Genomic DNA, 19907 nt, shown 5'->3' on the forward strand with positions numbered 1-19907 from the left:
TGGGCGGCGGCCTCGGCGATGCGGACGGCGGCCACGCCGTCGCGGGCGCTCACCCGCGGCGCCGGGCCGCCCGCGAACGCCTCGGCGAACTCGCGAATCTGGGTGAGGTAGGGGGACTCGCCGAAGTCACCGGCCGGGATTCCGTCCTCCTCGGCCACGGTGCCGGTGACGCGCAGACCGGGCGCGGCGAGGGAGTCGTAGCGCACGGTCCCGCCGGTCCCGGCCACGTGGAAGGTGGTGCGGAACCGGGTGGCCGGGGGCGCCCAGACGCCCACGACCTGGCTGATGACACCGCCCTCGTGGGTGAGGACCGCGCCTCCGGTGGCGACCGCGGCGGCCGGGGCCGGGGCGGTGAAGTGGCCGCGCTGGTAGGCGTGGACGCGTACGACCTCGCCGAACAGCCAGCGGGCGATGTCCAGGTCGTGGATCATCTGGTCGACCAGGATGCCCCCGGAGCGGACGGGGTCGGCGAACCAGCGGCTCCAGGTGGGGTAGCGGCCGGTGCGGGTGAAGCGGGCGACCGCGACCCGGCCGAGTTCGCCGCCCGCGACGGCGGCGCGGAGCCGGGCGTAGGCGGGGAAGTAGCGCACCACGTGCCCGGGGTAGAGCCGCACCCCGGCGGCGTCGGCGGCGTCCGCCATCTCCTCGGCGTGGGCCGCGCCCAGCGCGAGGGGTTTCTCGCACAGCACGTGGGCCCCGGCGGCGATGGCGGTCAGCGCGATGTCGTGGTGGGTGTCGGTCGGGGTGCAGATGTCCACCGCGTCGGCGCCACTGATCGCGTCGTGCAGCGAGTCGGCCGTGGTGGCGCCGAATTCGTGGGCGAGGGTGGCGGTGTGGGGGTCGGGCGCGTAGACGCGTACGCGGGCGCCGAGCGCCGCCCAGGCGGGCAGGTGGGTGCGGGCGATGCCGCCCGCACCGATCAGCGCGATGTCGAGTTCTGCCATGGACTTTCCTAGCCGTTGGGGGGGCTCTGGCCGTTGGGGGCGTCTAGGGGGTGTCTAGCCTTTGAGGGCTCCGCTGAGCACCCCGTTGATGAAGTGCCGCTGGAAGAACAGGTAGACGAGGACGACGGGGGCGATCACGATCAGGGTGGCCGCCGCGAGGAGCGGTACGTCGACCTCGTACTGGCCGGTGAACAGGCCGAGTCCGGCGGGTGCGGTGCGTCGGCCCGGGTCCTGGATCAGGACCAGCGGCAGCAGGAACTGGTTCCAGCTCCAGACGAAGTAGAGGACGCCGAGGGTCGTCACGGCGGGGCGGGAGCTGGGCATCAGGACCCGCCACAGCGTGGTCCACGAGGAGGCGCCGTCCAGCCGGGCGGCCTCGATGAGGCTGCGCGGCATGGTCGCGAAGTGTGCCCGCATCCAGAACACGCCGAACGGCATGAACGCGCCGATCTCGGCGAGGGCCAGGCCCGGCACGGTGTTGGTGAGCCCGACGGCCCGCAGGTCGTAGTAGAGCGGGATGACGGTGACCTCGACCGGGATGGACAGGCCGAGCAGCAGATACGCGTAGAGCTTGCCGCGGCCGGGGACGTCCATGGTGGCGAGCGCGTATCCGGCCAGGGTCGCGCAGACGACGGCGGCGGGCACGACGCTGAGGGCGATCACCGCGCTGGACCGCAGCAGGGTGCCGAATCCGGCGGCGGACCAGGCGTGGCCGAAGTTCTCCAGGTGGATGCCGCGGGGCCAGGCGAATCCGGTGAGCGGCGTACCGGCGGGCTGGAGCGCGGCCAGCAGCAGGGAGAGGAAGGGGATCAGGACGACGGCCAGGAACACGGCGAGGACGGCGGGCGCCGCGAGCCCCCTGGCGGCCGGGCGGGCGGTGGCCTTCGCGGTGGCGGTGGCGAGGGCTCCGGTGGTCACGGGGCCTCCTTGGCGAGCCGGTTGATCACGAGGACGGCCACCGAGATGACGGCAGTGAGGACGACGGCCAGTGCGCTGGCCAGACCGACGGCGCCGCCGCCGAAGGCGAGGCGGTAGATGAGGATGCCGGGAACGACGGTGGTGTTGCCGGGGCCGCCGCCGGTGGTGATGTAGATGAGGTCGAAGCTGGAGAGCGCCGCGATCACGGTGATCGACAGGGCGACCGCGATCTCGGGCCGCAGCAGCGGGACGGTGATGGACCGGAACTCGCGGATCGGGCCCGCGCCGTCCATGCGGGCCGCCTCGTAGATCTCCTGGTCGATGCGCTGGGTCCCGGACAGGAACAGGACCATGCACAGGCCGGAGACGACCCAGGTGCCGATGAGTCCGACGGCGGGCAGCGCCCAGGTGAAGCTGCCCAGCCACGAGTCGGCGAGCCCGCCGAGGCCGATGGCGCGCAAGCCCTGGTTGAGGGTGCCGTCCTCGGCGTACACCCACCGCCAGATGATGGCGACCGCGACCAGCGGGATGACCTGCGGCAGGAACAGCAGCGCGCGGATGAGGGCGGTGCCCCGGCCGGTGCGGCGGGACACGATGGCCGCCGAGACCAGGCCGAGGCAGATGGGCAGGGCGGAGAAGAACACGATGAGCGCGCCCGCGTGCCAGGACGCGGCACGCAGCTGCGGATCGGCGAAGACACGGCGGTAGTTGTCGAGGCCGACGAAGGACGGCAGGGTCACCCCGTCCCAGTCGAAGAGCGACAGATAGGCGGTGTGCAGGGCGGGGAGGACGGCGAAGAGCGTGTACGGGAGGAGGGCGGGCAGGACGTACAGCAGCGCCACGGCCTTGCGGCGCCGCCGCCGTCCGCCCACGTCGGCCGTCACGGTGGCCGTGTACGGGCGCGGCCGTGGACGTGGACGCTGGCGTGTGCGGGGGCGGCGGTGGGTTCCGGTGGCGAGGCGGTCGGTGGCGGTCATGCGTGGTAGTTCTCGTAGTCCTGCTGGAGGTTGGCCAGGAACTTCTCCGCGCCGACCTTGCCCCCGGCGAGCAGCTGGAGCTGGGTGGTGAGGGTGTCGGCCATGGTGGTGGTGGAGGCGTTCTGGATGAACGGCTCCAGGCCGGAGTCCTTGACGATGCCCTGCCAGCCCCGCTGCACCTCGGCGAGCAGCCCGCTCTGCCGGGGCATGGCGGCCGCGTCGGGTGCCATGAAGCCGCCCTTGGCGATGACGGGAGCGGCGCCCTTGCTCGCGGCGAAGTCCAGGAAGGCGGCGGCGACGTCGGGGTTGTCGCACTTGCTGGAGACGCAGTAGTAGACCCCGGCGCCGGTGGTGCGCAGCGGTGCGCCCCGGGTGGCGGGTGGCGCGTTGACGTAGCCCGCGTCGTCGCCGAGGCCCTTGGCGACGGCGGCCGCGGCCCAGTTGCCGCTGATGCGGAAGACGCCCTGGCCCTTGGCGAACGCGGCGGTGGCGTCGTTGTCGCTGAGCCCGTTGGTCTTGGGCGTGACGTAGCCTTCGTCGACCCAGCGCAGAAGCGTCCGGGCGGCCTTCAGCGCCTCCGGTCCGGTGATGGTGGCGCCCTTGTGGCCGAAGGCCCAGGCCTCCCGGTCGGCGGGCTTCATGAAGATCGAGAGCAGGACGTTGAAGGGGTGGTTGAGGCCGCCGTCGAGGTTGCCTTCGACGAGCGCGGTCTCCCCCGCCGCCTTGGCCTTGGCGAACATCGCCTCCAGGTCGTCCAGGGTGGCGGGCGGGAGGCGCAGTCCGAGCTTGCGGGCCTTGGCCTTGTTGTAATACACGCCCTCGAACGACAGCCCGGCGGGCACCCCGTACAGCTGCCCGGTGCCGACGGTCCGGCCGTCGTCGGAGAAGGTGATCTGGTCCAGGCCCGGGAACTTCTCCGGCCAGCCGTACGCGCGGCTGTGCGCGCCCATGTCGAGCAGCAGACGGCCGCGGACGAGGTTCTGCATGCCGGAGGTGAACTGGGCGATGTCGGGGGCGGTGTCCGCTGACATCGTGGTGTTGGCGCTCTTGAGGTAGTCGTCCCAGCCGGTGTACTGGCGCTTGATGGTGACGTTGGGGTACTTCGCCATGAAGGCCTTGACCAGGCCCGGGGTCATGGTGGTGTCGTCCGCGTCGGCGAGGACGAGGGTGAGCTTCTTGCCGGTCGGCACGGCGGTGGAGGCGGGTCCGGCGCTGCTCTTCTTGGCGGAGGAGCCGGGCGTCAGGCTGCCGCATGCGGCGAGGGCGGCGGCCCCGGCCACGCCGGTGGCGGCGAGGAAGGCACGTCGGGACGGGGCGGCGGAGGACACGGAGGACAGGGGCGACTGGGTGGGTCTCACGGGGGTCTCCTGAGACGGCGAGGAGGAGATGCCGGGCTTCGCGGGGGCCGCGGCGGGGCCCTGTGCGGGGGAGGCAGGGCGTGATTTAATAAAGCAGTTTCGTTTCATAATCGGCATGGCGCACGGACGCGTCAAGAGCCGATACCGAGGTCGATACCGGGGTCGATACCGACCGGGTTGTGCACCGGGTTCGACGCAGGAGGCTGAATCCTTTGGTCATGTCCAGGGGTCTCGGGGGCCGCGACGACGGGCCCCCGGCCGCGGCCGCCGTCCCGCAGACGCGCCGGCCCGTGGACCAGGGCACGGAACCGGACCCGCCCCTGCCCGCGGTGGTGGGCGTGGCGGATCTGCGCGCCACGAACGCCGCCGCCATCCTGGCCGCCGTCCGCTCGGCGGAGCGCCACCCCCGCCTGTCCGAGCTGGTCAAGGCCACCAAGCTGTCCCGCCCCACGGTGGAGGCCATCGTGGACGAGCTGGCCGATTGCGGCCTCATCGAGACCGCCCCGGCGGAGTCCGCGCGCGGCCTACGCTCCCCCGGCCGCCCGGCCCGCCGGTTGCGCTTCCGGGCCCGCGCGGGCTTCGTCGTCGGCGTGGACGTACGGGCCCGGTCGGTGACCGCCTGCCTCGCCGATCTGGACGGCCGGGCGGTGGCCGTCGAGCGCAAGGCGGTGCGCGCCGACCTCACCGGGCGCGCCCGCGCCCGCGCCGTGACGACGGTGGTCGACGCCGCCATCGGCCGGGCGGGCGTCGACACCCGGCGGGTGTGGGCCGCGACGGTCGGCACCCCGGGCCTGGTCGACCGGGACAACCTCACCATCCGGCAGGCCGACAATCTCAAGGACTGGGCTCAGGCGGACATCGTCGGCATCCTGCGCGACCGGCTCGACTGCCAGGTGACCGTGGAGAACGACGCCAACCTCGCCGCGCTCGGCGAACGGTGGCGCGGCGTCGGCGGCGACACCGACGAGATGATCTTCGTGCTGCTGGGCGAGCGGCTCGGCGCGGGTGTGATCACCGACGGGCGGCTGCTGCGGGGCCACCACGGGGCGGCCGGTGAGATCGGCTTCATCCACTTCCCCGGGCTCCCCAGCGAGCCCGCTCCCCCGCGCCCGGGCCTGGCGCCGCAGGCCTCGGACACCGTCCGGGACGCGGCCGCGGGCGACCCGGACGCGGCCCGGGCCGTCGCGTCGTACGGACAGCGGCTGGCCGACGGCATCGCGCCCGTCCTGCTCGCGCTCGACCCGGCGCTGGTCGTACTCGGCACCGGCCCGTTCGGCGCCCCCGACCTGCTGCCCGCCGCCGAACTCCTCCTGGACGCCGCCCAGCGGCACGCCGACGGCCTCCTCGTGGACCCGCCGCGCTGGCGGCTGTCCGCCCTCGGCGACGAGGCCGTGATCACGGGCGCGGTCCGCCTCGCGCTCTCCTCCGTCGAGGCCGTGCTGCGCACCCGCCCCACCAGCCTCGCCGGGCGGTGAGCGGGGGTCGTTCGGGGCTCACCGCACGGCGAAGTCGTCCTGGCTCAGCGCGTAGACAGTGCAGGGACGGGCCAGGACGGTGTCCTCACGCAGGGGTGTGAACCCCAGGCGGCGGGCCAGGGCGGCGGAAGCCGTATTGCCGTGGTGGATCATGGCCGTGATCTGCTTGAGGCCGAGCGTGCCGAAGCCCCAGGCGAGGACGGCACGTGCCGCTTCCTTGGCGTAGCCGTTGCCCCAGTGCTCTCGAGCGAAGGTCCACCCGGCTTCGGTCTCACCGAACTGCTCCCACCAGTTGAGCCCGGAGCGTCCGATCGCCTCACCGGTACTGGTCAGTTCGACGGCGCACAGCCCGTGACCGCGCTCGACCCACTGCTGGTGGATGTCGCGGAGACGTGCCACGGCCTGCTCATGGGTGTACGCGCCGACGAACTGGTTCACCTCGTCATCGGCGTGCAGACGCACCCACCAGTCGGCGTCGGCCTCGGTCAGTGGGCGCAGTCGGAGGCGCGGTGTGGTCAGCACTGGCCTTCGGTCCTCCTCCCGGTGGGCACTGCCATGGCCCGGTGAGCGGCAGCCTACCGCGCTGTCAGCGCGCGGTCAGCGCGTCCATGAGGAGGTCGACGAGCCGACGGGCCTGCTCTGCGGTGCTGTGCTGCACGGAATAGGCGATGCCACCCATGAGGAGCAGGACGTCATCTGAGGTGACGTCGCTTCGCAGGCTGCCGTCCCGGGCTCCGGCATCGAGGAGGGCGGCGACGGCGTCGGTGAGGAGGGCCCGGCTGTCGGCGTAGGGATCGATTCCGGAGGCGATCACCGCGTTGAGCGCTTCGGACATGCCGCTCTTGGCGGTGGCGTAGTCGACGAAGTGTTCCATCCACCTCCTGGTGGCCTCGGCGGCCGGATGGCGGGCGAGGAGGTCGGCCGCCTCCTCGCACACCCGGGTGAGCTTGCGCCGGTAGGCGGCGTCGATGAGGGCTTCCCGCGTCGGAAAGTGCCGGTAGAGCGTGCCGACACCGACACCCGCCTGCTTGGCGATGGCGGCCGGTGCGGTGTCCAGTCCCTGCTGGGCGAAGACCTCCGCGGCGACCTCCAGCAGGCGCTCCCGGTTCTGTAGCGCATCGCTCCTGGTCCGGCGGGGGGTGGCGGGCATGCGGATTCCTTCGGTGCCTGTCTCCGATTGCTTTCCGGAATGCGTTCCGCTTAACTGCTTACCGGAACGCATTCCGGTAACACCCTACGCCAGGAGACCCCCATGCCCACTCCCTCCGACAAGGGCGTACGCCGCTGGTTCATCACCGGAGCCTCCGGGGGCCTGGGCCGCCACCTCACCGAGCACGCCCTCCGGTGCGGCGACCGCGTCACGGCCACGGTCCGCCGCCCCGCGGCCCTCGACGACCTGCGCGCGGCGTACGGCGACCAACTGACCGTCCAGATCCTCGACCTCACCCGCCCGGCCGATGTCGACCACGTGGTCGCCGGGGCGCTCCGGTCCGGGCCGGTGGACATCGTCGTCAACAACGCCGGATACGCGGTCGTGGGCGCCGCCGAGGAGATGACCGTCGAGCAGATCCGCGACCAGATCGAGGTCCTCCTGCTCGCTCCGATGCTGATCACCCGGGCCTTCCTGGCGCCGATGCGCGAGCAGGGCGGAGGCCGCATCATCCAGATCTCCAGCGTGGGCGGCCAGATCGGCACCCCCACGCACAGCTCCTATCACGCGGGCAAGTGGGGTCTTGAGGGCTTCACCGAGAGCGTCAGCCGCGAAGTCTCCGACTTCGGCATCCGCCTCACCCTGGTCGAGCCCGGCGCCACGCGCACCGGCTTCGGCTCGGCCCTGCGCTACACCACCGAATCGGCCCCCTACCGCGACAACGCCGTGGGCCGGACGCGGCGTTATCTGGAGACCGCCGACGACAGCGTCTTCACCGGCGACCCGGCCAAGGTCGCCGCCGCCATCTACGACACCACCCGCCACCCGGACCCGCCCCTGCGCCTGGCTCTCGGCTCCGACACCTACGAAGCCATCCACACCGCGCTCACCGAACGTCTCACCGCGCTCGAAGCCCAGAAGGATCGTGCGGCCTCCGTCGCCTTCACTCACTGATCCGGTCCGCTGACCGGCAGGAGGGCGCGGGCGATGAGCTGGGCGAGGTGGGTGCCGGTGCGGTCGGTCCGCTGGGCGATCTGCGTGCGGCAGCTGAATCCGTCGGCGAGGATGTGCGTGCCGGGCGCGGCCGCGCGTACGGCGGGCAGCAGGACCTGCTCGCCCGCGGCCACCGATACGTCGTAGTGGCCGCGTTCGAAGCCGAAGTTTCCGGCCAGACCGCAACAGCCCGACGCGAGGCCGGTGTTGTCGACGCCCATGCGGTGCAGCAGGGTGCCGTCGGCGCCGAAGCCCGAGGTCGCGTGCTGGTGGCAGTGGGTCTGGCTGATGGAGCGGGCCGGGACGGCCGGGGGCTGCCAGTCGGGTGCGTGGTGGACGAGGAGTTCGGCGAGGGTGACGGTGGCCCGGGCCAGGGCGCGGGCGTCGTCGCCATCGCCATCGCCGTCGCCGTCGCCATCGCCGTCGAGGAGTTCGGGCAGGTCGCTCTTGAGGGCCGCCGTGCAGCTGGGTTCCAGGCCGACGACCGGGATGCCCGCGCGGACCGCGGGCGCGAGGGCGGCGGTGGTACGCCGGGCGATACGGCGGGCGACGCCGAGCTGTCCGGTGGTGATCCAGGTCAGGCCGCAGCACTGGGTTCCCTCCGGAACCCGGACCCGGAACCCGGCGTTCTCCAGCACCGCCACCCCGGCCCGGAGGACATCGGGGGTGAAGTGGTTGTTGAACGAGTCGACCCACAGCACCACCGGACCCCGGTGCCCGTCGCCTTCCGGTGTGCGGGCGCGGAACCAGGACAGGAAGGTCTGGTCAGCGAAGCGCGGTATCTCCCGTTCCGCGGCGATGCCGCCCAGCCGTTTGACCAGGGGCGCGAGCCGGGACGACGTCAGCGCGTTGACCAGCCGCGGCATGCGGGCGGCCGGGCGGGACAGCAGGGGCAGCCAGCCCATGGTGTAGTGCGAGGCGGGCCGGACGCGCCGCTTGTAGTGATGGTGCAGGAACTCCGACTTGTAGGTGGCCATGTCGACGCCGACCGGGCAGTCGGTGCTGCATCCCTTGCACGACAGACACAGGTCCAGGGCGTCGCGGACCTCGCGGGAGCGCCAGCCGTCGGTGATGACCTCGCCCCGGGTCATCTCGTACAGCAGCCGGGCGCGACCCCGGGTGGAGTCCTTCTCGTCCCGGGTGACCCGGTAGCTGGGGCACATGACGCCGCTGCCGGGAGCGGCGGTACGGCACTTGCCGACGCCGACGCAGCGGCGGGTGGCCTTGGCGAAGTCGCCGTCGTCGGCGCGGAAGGGGAGGACCGTCGTCAGCGGGAGCGGAGTGCGGTGCGGGGTGATCCGCAGATTGCCGTCGACGGGCAGCGGCCGCACGATCATGCCCGGGTTGAGGCCGTTGTCGGGGTCCCAGATGTGCTTGAACTCCTCGAACAGGGCGATGACACCGGGCCCGTACATGAGCGGCAGCAGTTCGGAGCGGGCCTGGCCGTCACCGTGTTCGCCGGACAGCGAGCCGCCGTGTGCGACGACCAGCTTGGCCGCGTCGGTGACGAAGGCGCGGAAGACGGCCGTGCCGTGTTCGGTGGTGAAGTCGAAGTCGATGCGCACATGCAGACAGCCCTCGCCGAAGTGTCCGTACACGGCGCCGCTCAGCCGGTGCCGGTCCAGCAGGGCGGTGAACTGGCGCAGGTACGAGCCGAGTTGGCCGGGCGGCACGGCCGCGTCCTCCCACCCGGGCCAGGCTTCGGACCCGTCGGGCAGGCGGGTCGCCAGGCCCGCCCCGTCCTCGCGGATCCGCCACAGCGCACGGGCCCGTGCGGGGTCGGTGATGACCTCGCTGCCGGTGAGTCCCGTGGTCTGCCGGGCCGCTGCGACGAGCGCCCGGGCGCGTGGCGGGAGTTCGTCGGCCGGGCCGCCGAGTTCGGCGAACATCCAGGCCTTCGCGGTGGGGAGGGTGTCGATGGCCGCGCGGGTCTCGGGCCGGGTGACGACATCGGTCAGCGCCTGGTCGAGCCCTTCGAGCGCGAGCAGCGGGTGGTCCAGCAGGGCGGGCACCGCGTCGGCGGCCGCGCAGGCGTCCTCGTAGCCGAGGACCACCAGGGCCCGTGCGGGCGGGCGCGGGATGAGGCGAACGGTGGCGGAGAGGACGACCGCCAGGGTGCCCTCGCTGCCGACCAGCGCCCGGGCGAGGTGGAAGCGGCGTTCGGGCAGCAGGTGCTCCAGCGCGTAGCCCGACACCTGGCGCGGGAACCGCCCCAACTCGGTGCGCAGCGCGGCCAGGTTGTTCCGGGCGAGGTCGTACAGGGAGGCGATGAGCCGGCCGCGGTCGCCGCCGGCGGCGATGGCCTCGTCGATCTCGCCCTGGGTCATCTCGCCGAGGCGCACCACGGTGCCGCGGTAGGTGACGACGTCGAGTTCCACGATGTTGTCGGCGGTTCGGCCCCAGGCCACGGAGTGGGTCCCGCACGCGTTGTTGCCGATCATCCCGCCCAGGGTGCAGCGGCTGTGGGTGGAGGGGTCGGCGCCGAACAGCAGGTCGTGTCCGGCGGCGGCCGCCTGGAGGTCGTCCAGGACGATGCCCGGCTGTACGGTCGCGGTGCGCGCCTGCGGGTCGAGGTCGAGCAGCCGGTTGAAGTGGCGGGAGAAGTCGAGCACCACGCCGGGGCCGACGGCTTGGCCGGAGGTGCTGGTGCCCCCGCCACGGGCGGTGACGGGCACGCCGAGGCGGCGGCAGGTGGCGAGCGCGGCGAGGACGTGCTGCCGTGTCCGGGGGAAGACCACGGCCAGCGGGACCTGCCGGTAGTTGGAGGCGTCGGACGCGTACTGCGCCCGGCGGCCCGCGTCGCCGTGCACCTCCCCGCAGTCCGCCCGGGCGAGGGCGCCGGTCACCGCTGCCGGGTCGACGCCGCCGATGCCTGGTGCTGTCGTGCTCACCGCGCTCGCTCCTCCTGTGCTCACCGGTCACCTGGGGACTCGCCGGTCGTATCCGCCCCGGCGGTCCCACGATGTGGGCGGGCGCGGACACGCCACAAGGCCCAGCAGGGCGATAGTCTTGACGGAGGAGGGCAAGCGATCCTTATGCTCCTGGTGCTCGGTTCCGGCCCATCCCCTGTCCCCGAGGAGCCGCCGTGCTCAAGCCCCTGCATCTCCTCACGCTGAAGGCCGTCGTCGGCAGCGGCTCGTTCGCCGTCGCGGCCCGCGACCTCGGCTACACCGCCTCCGCGATCTCGCAGCAGATCTCGACCCTGGAGAAGGAGACCGGTCTGGTCCTGTTCGAGCGGGAGGCGCACGGGATCCGTCCGACCGCCGCGGCCCACCGCCTGGTCGACCTGAGCGGCCGGGCGCTGGCCGCCCTGGACGATCTGGACCAGCAGGTGCGGGAGCTGGCCACCGGGGTCACCGGGCGGCTGAGGCTGGGCAGCTTCCCGACGGCCAGCGTCCGGCTGGTGCCCGCGGCGCTGTCGGCGCTCGCCGAGACCCACCCCCGGGCGCGGATCCAGCTGGAGGAGGGCGAACCGGAGGATCTCGTCGCCCTGCTCACCAGCGGTGACCTGGACATCGCCCTGGTCTACGAGTACGGGCTCAGCCCCCGGCAGTGGCCCGACGGGCTGACCCGCCACCCGTTGCTGCGGGAGGACCTGGTGCTGCTGCGGGCCGCGGACAGCAGGCTGGGGGCGAGCCTTCCCCAGCTGGCCGAGGCGCGCTGGATCACCAGCGGGGAGGGCACGGCCGGGGCCCGCTCGCTGGTCCGGCTCTGCGCGGCCGCCGGTTTCGACGCGGAGGTCGCGTTCCGGAGCAACAACTACGACGTCGTACGGGAGTTGGTGTCCACGGGGCTCGGGGTGGCGGTCGTCCCGGCGCTCGGCCACGCGCCGAGCGGGGCGATCCAGGCCACCCGGGTCACCCAGCGGTCCGCGCACCGCCAGGTGACGGCCCTGCACCGCGGCGAGAACACCAATCCCCTGCTCGGCACGGTGCTCGACACCCTGCGGCGCGCGGTGCCCGCCGGTGAGCCGTATCTGCACCCGGTCGAGGAACCCGCGCCGTAGCCCCGCTACCGGGGCGGGACCTGGTCCGGCTCGGGCCGGTCGGAGTCGGCCATGGCGTCGAGGGCATCGAGGTCGACGGAGTCCCCCGGCATGACGCTCCGGGTGCGGCGGTATCCGTACAGGGCGTAGATGAGCAGGCCCGCGACGAGCCAGCCGCCCATCCGGACCCAGGTCTCCCAGTGCAGGAACGACATCAGCCAGACGGAGAACACCATGCCGAGGACCGGCACGAAGGGCATGCCCGGGCAGCGGAAGCCCCGCTTGAGGTGGGGCTTGGTGTAGCGCAGGACCAGGACGGCCGCGCAGACCACCACGAAGGCCAGCAGCACGCCGATGTTGGTGAGATCGGCGACGGCATTGATGGGCAGCAGGCCCGCCAGGACGGCGGCCACGCCGCCGATGACCCAGGTGGCGCGGTGCGGAACCTTGCGCTTCGGGTGGATGGCGCCGAACCACGCGGGCATCAGCCCGTCCCGGCTGAGGGCGTACCACAGGCGGGAGGCGCCCATCATGAAGGAGAACGTCACGGTGACGATGCCGATCACCGCGCCGACGGCGATGACATTGGCCAGCCCGTTCAGCCCGACGCTCGCGAAGGCGCTGGAGATGCCGCTGTTGGGGTTGAGTTCGCTGTAGTGCTGGACGCCGGTCAGCACGATGCACACCAGGACGTACAGCCCCATCGAGATCGCCAGGGAGAGCATCATCGCCTTGGGCAGTTTGTTGCGGGCCTCCACCGACTCCTCCGCGGCAGTGCTCAGGGCGTCGTAGCCGAACACGGCGAAGAAGACGGTCGCCGCTCCGGTGAACGCCCCGTCGAGCCCGAAGGGGGCGAAGGGCGTCAGATTGCCGGAGTCGACCTTGGTGAAGCCGACCACGATCACGACGAGCACGATGGCGATCTTGACGAAGGTCAGGACCGTCTCCACGCGCGCGGAGGTGCGGGTGCCACGCGTCAGCAGCCAGGCCACGCCCAGGCAGATGAGGCTCGCCAGCAGATCGATCTTGTGTCCGTCGCCGGTGCCGGGCGCGCCCAGCGCCCAGGTGGGCAGGTGGATGCCGACGTTCTCCAGCAGGAAGCCCATGTAGCCCGACATGCCGATCGCGACGACGGCGACGATGGCGGTGTACTCCAACAGCAGGTCCCAGCCGATGATCCAGCCGACGATCTCGCCGAGGACGGCGGCGCAGTACGTGTACGACGATCCGGCCTTCGGGACCAGCCCGGCGAACTCCGCGTAGGCGAAGGCGGCACACAGGGAGGCCGCCCCGGCCACCAGGAACGAGATCAGCACGGCCGGACCGGCGACGTCCTTGGCCACGGCCGCGGCCAGGGAGAAGATTCCGGCCCCGATGATGGCGCCGATACCGATCATGGTGAGCTGGGTGAGGCCGAGCGTGCGCACCATGCGCTCACCGGCGGGCTGCTCGGAGGGCAGGGTGCGCCGGAAGACTCCCTGCGGCCCTCTGCCCAGCAACGGGGGAACAGTGGATTTCGGGTGATTCGTGGACATCGCTCTCTCCCTGTCGACCGGCGGCGGCGCGGAGGCCGCCGTCGTGGCGGGATCACCACTGGCCCGAAACCATCGCCCACGGCTCGCGGTGGGCAAAAGACACCTCAGCGCGACAACTTAAGGGCCTGAGACCAAGCAAAGCTGGCGCAGGCGCGGGGGCCGACCACCCCGCGCCCGCGCCGGCTGCCACCTGCCAGGGGTCAGGGCCGGGCGGCGGCCTCCTTCCAGGCCCGGGCCAGCCGCTCCGCCATCGCGGTCTGGTCCCACAGCCCGGCCGGGTCGTCGGGCAGGGCGGCGTCGTACAGCTCCAGGCGGGCGGCCTCCGGCAGGCGGCGGAGCATGTCGCAGGCGGCCTTGGCCTCCGCCACCTTCAGGCCCAGGGCCTTACGGGTCCCTGGTGGCAGAAAGTTGTGCCCGTCGTCCGTGATGTGCGGCAGGCCCGCCATGAGCAGGGCCGCCGCGGCGCGGTCGAGACCGGTGGCTTCGGCGAGCCGGGCGGCCGCGGCGGGGGCGAAGGGGACCGGTCCGACGCGCTCCAGCTCGTCCACGATCCGGTGCAGCCGCTCGGGCGTGGCGCGGCTCTCGGGCACCTCCTGGATGTCGAGGACACCTGCGGGGCGGGGCACGGTCCCCCGTTGCAGGAACGCCGCGATGTCCCGGGTGGCACCGGCATGGGAACGGCCCCACTCGCTGTGGAGCATGGTGATGCTCAACGGCATCAGCGCGCCGTTCTCGTCGGACAGCGCGGCCCGCTGCTCGCTGTCCAGCAGTCCTCGCCCCAGTCCCGGTGCGGCCAGCGGCGTCAGGGCCCAGAACCTCGGCAGCCGGGCCAGCGCCCGGCGGTGGGTGCCAGGGGTGACGGCGCTGACCGCGCGGACCGCGAGGCCCCCGATACGCCCCGGAAGTTCGGTCCAGTCGAAGGCGCTGCCGTGGGCCGGCCAGCGTTCCATCGCGGCGTCCGCGTCGATGGCACCGGAGAAAAATGCCGAGGTCAGCTCGATCTGCGCCACCGTGCCGCCGTAGCCGCTGCCGCACTTGCCGACCAGCCCCTCCAGCGCCGCGCCCAGGTCCTCCTCCGACACCTTCAGGCGTGCCCGGCGGGCCCGCTTCAGCCGGGTCAGGATCCGGTCCCGGTGGGCCCTCATCCGGGCGGCTTCCCCGACGCATCCGACGACGCCGCGGACGAGCAGCGGATGGCTCACCTCGGGCAGCAGCCGTCCGACGGCGGTCCGCAGCGCCTCCTCGGAGGTGCCGGCGGCCTTCAGCAGGCGCCGCACGGTGTCCTCGGTGATCTGCCGCAGCGCCTGCGATCCGGCGGGGTCGCGCGGCGTGAGGAAGTGCCAGAAGGCGGGCGGCGGTATGAGCCGGGTCCCGGCGGCCACCGGGTCGGGCTCGCTGTCGGCCCAGCCGTCGTTCTTCAGCTCGGCCTGCCAATAGCACTCACCCGTGTCGGCGTCGCGGGCCACCACCGGGCGGTACATGCCGACACCGCCGCTGAGCACCAGCCGCTTCTTTGAGCCGGGTATGTCGAGCAGACCCCAGATGGCGGTGGGCCCGGCCCCGTCGAGCGTGCCGTGAACGCCGTCGATCCGGTGATAGCGGACCTCCCCGGTCGCGCTGTCGCGGGCGACCCGCAGGCCCACACGCGTGCCGTCGCTGCCGAGCGGTGAGCCCTTGACGCCGTACGGCAGCAGCGCCAGCGACGAGGACTCGAGGTCCCATCGCTCGTCCTCGTCGAGCAGGGAGGGGTCGAAGAACTCCGGCAGCCCGGCGTCGGCGAGCTCACCGGTCACCAGGTCAACGCGGTGCACCCGCTCTTCCCCGCCGTCGCCGGTGTGCCACCAGAAGTCCCGGCCGTCATGGAACATGTGGCCGTTCGGGCCGACCCGCTCCTCGCGCGGGCCGAGGACCCGGTGGCCCATGAACCGGCGGCCGTTCGGCGCCATGAACGTGTATCCGTGGCGATCCTTCTCGTAGTGGAGCGACTCCCACATCCAGGGCCATACGGCGAAGGTCTCGTCCGGCGCGTCCGCCCAGCAGCCATGACTCCACGGTGGCGCGGCACTCCCCCTCGTGCCGGGTCAACTGCTCCTGAAGTGCCGCGAATTGCTCGCCGACCGGGCTTCTCCGCACGGCACCGGGGATGGATTTCAGGACCTGGCCATTGGCCTTACGGCATCTCAGGTTCGTCCCGTCCAGGGCCAGTTCATGGCCGTGGATCGCGGGCACCCACGCGAGCGGAGTCATCATGCCGCCGACTATGACAGCACCCACCGACAATCGGTCCGAGAACTCTTGCCGTCACTGAGGTTAGGCTAAGCTAAGAAAATCTTGGCGGTTCGAGCGGTGCGGGAGCACACATGAGACCGGTCGTCAGCGCGTGCGGGGACGCGGATCCGGCGGATCCGCCCACCGGGTTACCCCTCCAGGTGGAGGGGTCGCGGGGCAGCACCGTCGTCGTCAAGTTCGGCGGCCACGCCATGGTGGACGCCAAACTGCACCGCACCTTCGCCGCCGACGTCGTGGAGCTGTGGCACGCGGGTCTGCGTCCGGTCGTCGTCCACGGGGGCGGGCCGCAGATCAGCGCGATGCTCGACCGGCTCGGCCTGGAGACCCGTTTCGAGGCGGGCCTGCGGGTGACCACGGCGGAGACCATGGAGGTGGTGCGCATGGTGCTCACCGGCCGGGTCCAGCGGGAGCTGGTCGGCCACATCAACGCCCATGGGCCCTACGCCGTGGGCATGACCGGCGAGGACGCGCACACGATGACCGCCGTGCGGCGGCCCGCCTGGGTGGACGGACGGCCGGTGGACATCGGACTCGTCGGCGACGTCGTGGACGTGAACCCGGGCATGGTGCGCACACTCCTGGAGCGCGGGCACATCCCGGTGGTCTCCCCCGTGGCGCGCGGCGCGGACGGGCAGATCTACAACGTCAACGCCGACCTCGCGGCGTCCGCCCTGGCCGTGGCCCTCGACGCCGAGCGACTGGTGATGCTCACCGATGTGGCGGGCCTCTACGCGAACTGGCCGCACAGCACCGAGGTGATCCGGCACCTGACGGCCGACGCGCTGGACGAGCTGCTGCCGGGGCTGGCCAGCGGGATGCTGCCGAAGATGGAGGGCTGTCTGCGGGCCGTCCGGGGCGGCGTACGCGGGGCACACGTGCTCGACGGCCGCGTGCCGCACGCGGTGCTGCGCGGCGCCCTCGGCGAGACGGGCGACGGCACCACCGTGGTGCCGGACCACAGCGCCGCGGCATCGCACCGCTGACACCGACCCCGGTCACAGGCTGCGCGCGAGGATCCGCGCATCGCGCCGGGGATCCAGCGACTCCACCCAGGACGGAGGCGCCAGGCGTACGGCCGTGGGGGCGAATCCGTACCGGAGGAACAGGCCGCCACCGCCGGTCGTCGCCGTGAACAGGGAATCGAGCGACTGGGCGCGCGCCCTGGCCAGCACCGCGCGCAGGAGCACGGCTCCCACGCCGCTGCCCTGCCTCCACCCGGCCACGCAGAAGTTGTACACGACGCCCGCGGGCCCGCGGCCCTCCCCCGGCGCTGCGGAGTGCACGCGCAGGCCCACGCAGCCCTCGAGGGTGCCGTCGGGGGCCTGCGTCACGAGGAAGTCGGCCGCGTGGGTGGCGTAGAGCGAGACGGGCCGCTCCCGCAGCGCGCCCGAGCGCACGAAGGGCCGGGACAGGGCGGCGAGTTCGGCGGCGTCCTCCGGACGGGCGGTACGCACGGGGGCCGTCGGCGCACGGCGTACGACAACCGCCGACGTACCGCTCACGACGCCGACGTCCCGGTGTCGCGGCCGTCGACGTACGTCGCCACCACCTCGATGTTCCCGATGCGCGAAGCGCCGACCCGCCGGGGGTCGTCGCCCAGCACGACCAGGTCGGCGCACTTGCCCGGGGTGAGGCTTCCCACGCTGTCCTCCAGGTGGCAGGCGAACGCGCCCGCGACCGTGTAGGCGTGCAGGGCCTCGTCGACGGTGATGCCCTCGTCCGGGCCGATCACCCGGCCGGACCCGGAGGCGCGCTCGACCATGAACTGGATGGCCCGCAGCGGAGATCCGTCCGTGACGGGGCGGTCGGAGCTGCCGACGAGGGGAATGCCGTGGTCCAGGAACGCCCGGCCGCGGTAGAGCCAGGGCGCCCGCTCCTCGCCCATGATCGCCGCGTAGTCGTCGCCGAAGGAGCGCAGGAAGTTGGGCTGGACGACCGCGCTGACGCCGAGCCGCGCGAAGCGCGGGAGCTGGTCGGGGCGGATCAGACCGGCGTGCTCGATGCGGTGGCGGGCGCCGGGGCGCGGGCGGAGGCGCTGGGCCCGCTCCAGGGCGTCCAGGGCGATGTCGGCCGCGCGGTCGCCGATCGCGTGGACGGCGAGCTGCCACCCGGCCAGGTGGCCGTCCACGATGGTGTCCGCGAGCACCTCCGGGTCGTCCTGCACCTCACCCGCGTGGTCCAGCCCCTCGTACGGGCTGCTGAGCGCGGCGGTCCGGGCCATCATCCCGCCGTCCGTGAAGATCTTCAGCGCGCCGACGGAGAGCCGGTCGTCGCCGAACCCGGTGCGCAGGCCGAGGTCGAGGGCCCGGGGTATGCCGTCGGCTTCGTGTGCGGCGACCGTACGCAGCCGGTCGGCGGACACCATGAGCTGGACCCGCAGCGGCAACAGGCCCTCTTCGCGGACGAGTTGATAGGCACCCAGTTCGACCGGGCTGTGCCCGAAGAGGGTGCCGCCGATGCCCGCCTCGGCGCAGGTGGTGACGCCCTCGGCCAGGCAGCCCCGGGCGGCGCGCCCGATCGCCTCGGCCAGGTCCGCCTGGGAGTGCGGCAGGCGCAGCGCGCGGGCGGCCCCCATGGCGCCCTCGGCCAGGAAACCGTTCTCGTGCGGAAGGTCGGCGGGGAGCAGCTCCAGGACGGCGGAGTTGACGACGCAGCCGTGCCCGGAGTCGTGCAGCATGAACACCTTGCGCCCGTGGCTGACCCGGTCCAGTTCGGCGGCGGTCAGGTGGCGGCCCAGGGCCCGCTGGTCGTAACCGGCGATGCTCACCCAGGCGCCCGGTGAGCCCTGCCGGGCGACGGCCTCCTCCACGAGGGCGAGCGCCTCGTCGACCCGTGTGCACCCCGCGATGCTCGGAGTGTTCTGCTTGAAGCCGGTCCAGGCCAGGTGCACATGGGCGTCGACGAACCCGGGCAGTACGGTGGCGCCCTGAAGGTCGATCACCTTGCGGGCGGGGAGGGAGGTCACGGCCTCGTCCAGGCCCACGATCCGGCCGCGCCACACGCCCAGGTCGTGGGCGAGGGGATGGTCGGGGTCCATGGTGACGAACCGCGCGTTCGTCAGTCTGGTGCAGAGCATCGGTCAGGGTTCTCCTGATGTGAACGCCAAACTTAGGTTAGGTTCGCCTAATTGACTGGAGCTTATCCGTGTCCCTTCCCTCTCACAAGGAGACGTTCATGCGCCTGGGCACGTCCAACAGGGAGAACGCCTTCGTCGAGTTCGGACTGCCCGGCACCCCCGGCACCGACGCGTTCTGGGCGGCGGCGGGGACACCCGCGTCCTTACCCGCAGACGGCGGCGGCTGGGTGACCCTGTTCCTGTGGCGCGGGTCCCCGGCGGTCCTCGGCTTCGAGAGCTGGTCGGAGCCGGTGCCCCTGCGCCGGTGGGGCGACACCGACTGCTGGTACGCCGAGGTGCGCATGCCCGCGCGGCTGCGGGTGACCTACCAGTTCCTCGTGGACGACGCGGCGCACGCCGATCCGTTCAACCCGGTCGGCGCCGGGGGCGACCGGTCCATCGCCGCGACCCCGGACGCCCCGGCCCAGCCGCACTGGCCCGCCATCGGCGACACGGACGTGCTGCCCCTCCCGCGCACCCGGATCCGCTGGAACAGCGAACGGCTCGGCGGGCGGCGCACCGTGCGCGTCCACCCGGTGGGCGGCGGCGGGCCCGTGGTCCTGCTGCTCGACGGGGACGACTGGCTGTATCTGCACCCGGCCATGACGGCGTTCGACGCGGCCCACGCCGGTGGCGAGATGCCCGCCGTCACGCTCGTGTTCCTCCCGGCCACGGACCGGGAGGCCGAGTTCGCGTGCCGGCCCGAGCTGTGGGAGGCGATCCGGGACGAACTGCTGCCGCTGGTGGCGGAGTCCGGCGTGCCCGCCGACCCGAACCGGCTGGCGGTCGCCGGGCAGAGCCTTGGCGGGCTGAGCGCGGTGTACGCGGCGCTGGAGTTCCCGGACCTGGTGTCCCGTATCGCCTGCCAGTCGGGGTCGTTCTGGTGGACGCCCGGCGCCGCGGATCTGCCGGACCCCTTGGGCGGCCCGGTCGGCGGCACCCTCGCCGCACGCCTGCGGGAGCGCCCCGACCTGTCCGGTCTGCGCGTCGCGTTCGACGTGGGGGAGCACGAGACCGCGATGCTCCCCCACTGCGAGCTGACCGAGACCCTGGCCGGACGCAGCGGCGCGACCGTACGGGTCTCGCGGTCGGCGTCCGGCCACGACCGGGCGGGCTGGCGACAGGCCCTGCTCAGGGACGTCGCCTGGGCGCTGGACTAGCCGAGGTC

The 19907-nt window shown here is 72.8% G+C and carries 16 protein-coding genes; 5 read left to right on the forward strand and 11 right to left on the reverse strand.

Annotated elements, in window-relative coordinates; translation table 11 throughout:
* From EEJ42_RS49490 to EEJ42_RS49505, 4 genes are all read right to left on the reverse strand, one after another.
* On the reverse strand, window positions 1-944 hold a 944-nt coding region (locus EEJ42_RS49490), incomplete at its 3' end, for a Gfo/Idh/MocA family protein (RefSeq protein ID WP_148082250.1).
* A 54-nt stretch (window positions 945-998) separates the two neighbouring features.
* Complete coding sequence (locus tag EEJ42_RS49495) at window positions 999-1862, reverse strand: carbohydrate ABC transporter permease (protein WP_246098062.1); 864 nt, start codon at window positions 1860-1862, stop codon at window positions 999-1001.
* Entirely contained in the window at window positions 1859-2839 is a 981-nt protein-coding gene (locus EEJ42_RS49500) for a carbohydrate ABC transporter permease (RefSeq protein WP_123108693.1), read from the reverse strand. The genes EEJ42_RS49495 and EEJ42_RS49500 overlap by 4 nt, the downstream gene beginning before the upstream one ends.
* On the reverse strand, window positions 2836-4197 hold the full coding sequence (locus tag EEJ42_RS49505) for an ABC transporter substrate-binding protein (RefSeq protein ID WP_123108694.1): 1362 nt from the start codon (window positions 4195-4197) through the stop codon (window positions 2836-2838). The genes EEJ42_RS49500 and EEJ42_RS49505 overlap by 4 nt, the downstream gene beginning before the upstream one ends.
* Before the next feature lie 218 nt (window positions 4198-4415).
* On the opposite strand from EEJ42_RS49505, the gene EEJ42_RS49510 reads away from it, so the two are divergent.
* On the forward strand, window positions 4416-5672 hold the full coding sequence (locus tag EEJ42_RS49510) for an ROK family protein (protein ID WP_123108695.1): 1257 nt from the start codon (window positions 4416-4418) through the stop codon (window positions 5670-5672).
* 18 nt (window positions 5673-5690) lie between these two features.
* Here EEJ42_RS49510 and EEJ42_RS49515 read toward each other — a convergent pair whose 3' ends face one another.
* Together EEJ42_RS49515 and EEJ42_RS49520 are read right to left on the reverse strand one after the other, a co-directional pair.
* Window positions 5691-6194, reverse strand: a complete 504-nt coding sequence (locus tag EEJ42_RS49515) for a GNAT family N-acetyltransferase (protein ID WP_123108696.1) — start codon at window positions 6192-6194, stop codon at window positions 5691-5693.
* Between the two features lie 64 nt (window positions 6195-6258).
* Window positions 6259-6822 carry a TetR/AcrR family transcriptional regulator gene (locus EEJ42_RS49520; protein WP_123108697.1) on the reverse strand — a complete coding sequence of 188 codons (564 nt, stop codon included), beginning with the start codon at window positions 6820-6822 and terminating at the stop codon, window positions 6259-6261.
* A 102-nt stretch (window positions 6823-6924) separates the two neighbouring features.
* Here EEJ42_RS49520 and EEJ42_RS49525 point away from each other — a divergent pair, with 102 nt between their 5' ends.
* Window positions 6925-7776, forward strand: coding sequence for an SDR family oxidoreductase (locus EEJ42_RS49525; protein ID WP_123108698.1), 852 nt, complete (start codon window positions 6925-6927; stop codon window positions 7774-7776).
* On the opposite strand, the gene EEJ42_RS49530 is transcribed toward EEJ42_RS49525, so the two are convergent.
* On the reverse strand, window positions 7770-10706 hold the full coding sequence (locus EEJ42_RS49530; RefSeq protein ID WP_123108699.1) for an FAD-binding and (Fe-S)-binding domain-containing protein: 2937 nt from the start codon (window positions 10704-10706) through the stop codon (window positions 7770-7772). The two genes, EEJ42_RS49525 and EEJ42_RS49530, sit on opposite strands and share 7 nt — an antisense overlap.
* Window positions 10707-10900: 194 nt before the next feature.
* On the opposite strand from EEJ42_RS49530, the gene EEJ42_RS49535 reads away from it, so the two are divergent.
* Window positions 10901-11821 (forward strand): LysR family transcriptional regulator, encoded by a 921-nt coding sequence (locus EEJ42_RS49535; protein ID WP_123108700.1) that lies wholly within the window; start codon window positions 10901-10903, stop codon window positions 11819-11821.
* Between the two features lie 5 nt (window positions 11822-11826).
* On the opposite strand, the gene EEJ42_RS49540 is transcribed toward EEJ42_RS49535, so the two are convergent.
* Both EEJ42_RS49540 and EEJ42_RS49545 read right to left on the reverse strand, forming a co-directional pair.
* Entirely contained in the window at window positions 11827-13230 is a 1404-nt protein-coding gene (locus EEJ42_RS49540; protein WP_221179514.1) for an amino acid permease, read from the reverse strand.
* Window positions 13231-13535: 305 nt separating this feature from the next.
* Window positions 13536-15281, reverse strand: coding sequence for a hypothetical protein (locus EEJ42_RS49545; RefSeq protein ID WP_148082251.1), 1746 nt, complete (start codon window positions 15279-15281; stop codon window positions 13536-13538).
* Between the two features lie 414 nt (window positions 15282-15695).
* Here EEJ42_RS49545 and argB point away from each other — a divergent pair, with 414 nt between their 5' ends.
* A complete protein-coding gene (gene argB / locus EEJ42_RS49550) occupies window positions 15696-16607 on the forward strand; it encodes an acetylglutamate kinase (protein WP_281291705.1) in 912 nt (303 codons plus the stop codon).
* Window positions 16608-16619: 12 nt separating this feature from the next.
* Here the strand turns inward: argB and EEJ42_RS49555 are convergent, their stop codons facing one another.
* Both EEJ42_RS49555 and EEJ42_RS49560 read right to left on the reverse strand, forming a co-directional pair.
* Window positions 16620-17078: a GNAT family N-acetyltransferase gene (locus EEJ42_RS49555; protein WP_246098064.1), complete on the reverse strand. Its 459-nt coding sequence runs from the start codon at window positions 17076-17078 to the stop codon at window positions 16620-16622.
* Window positions 17079-17122: 44 nt separating this feature from the next.
* A complete protein-coding gene (locus EEJ42_RS49560) occupies window positions 17123-18700 on the reverse strand; it encodes an amidohydrolase (RefSeq protein WP_123108704.1) in 1578 nt (525 codons plus the stop codon).
* Between the two features lie 98 nt (window positions 18701-18798).
* On the opposite strand from EEJ42_RS49560, the gene EEJ42_RS49565 reads away from it, so the two are divergent.
* Window positions 18799-19899: an alpha/beta hydrolase-fold protein gene (locus EEJ42_RS49565; protein ID WP_123108705.1), complete on the forward strand. Its 1101-nt coding sequence runs from the start codon at window positions 18799-18801 to the stop codon at window positions 19897-19899.
* Window positions 19900-19907 lie beyond the last annotated feature (8 nt).

Source organism: Streptomyces botrytidirepellens (assembly GCF_003721215.1).
Taxonomy (GTDB): Bacteria; Actinomycetota; Actinomycetes; order Streptomycetales; family Streptomycetaceae; genus Streptomyces; species Streptomyces himastatinicus.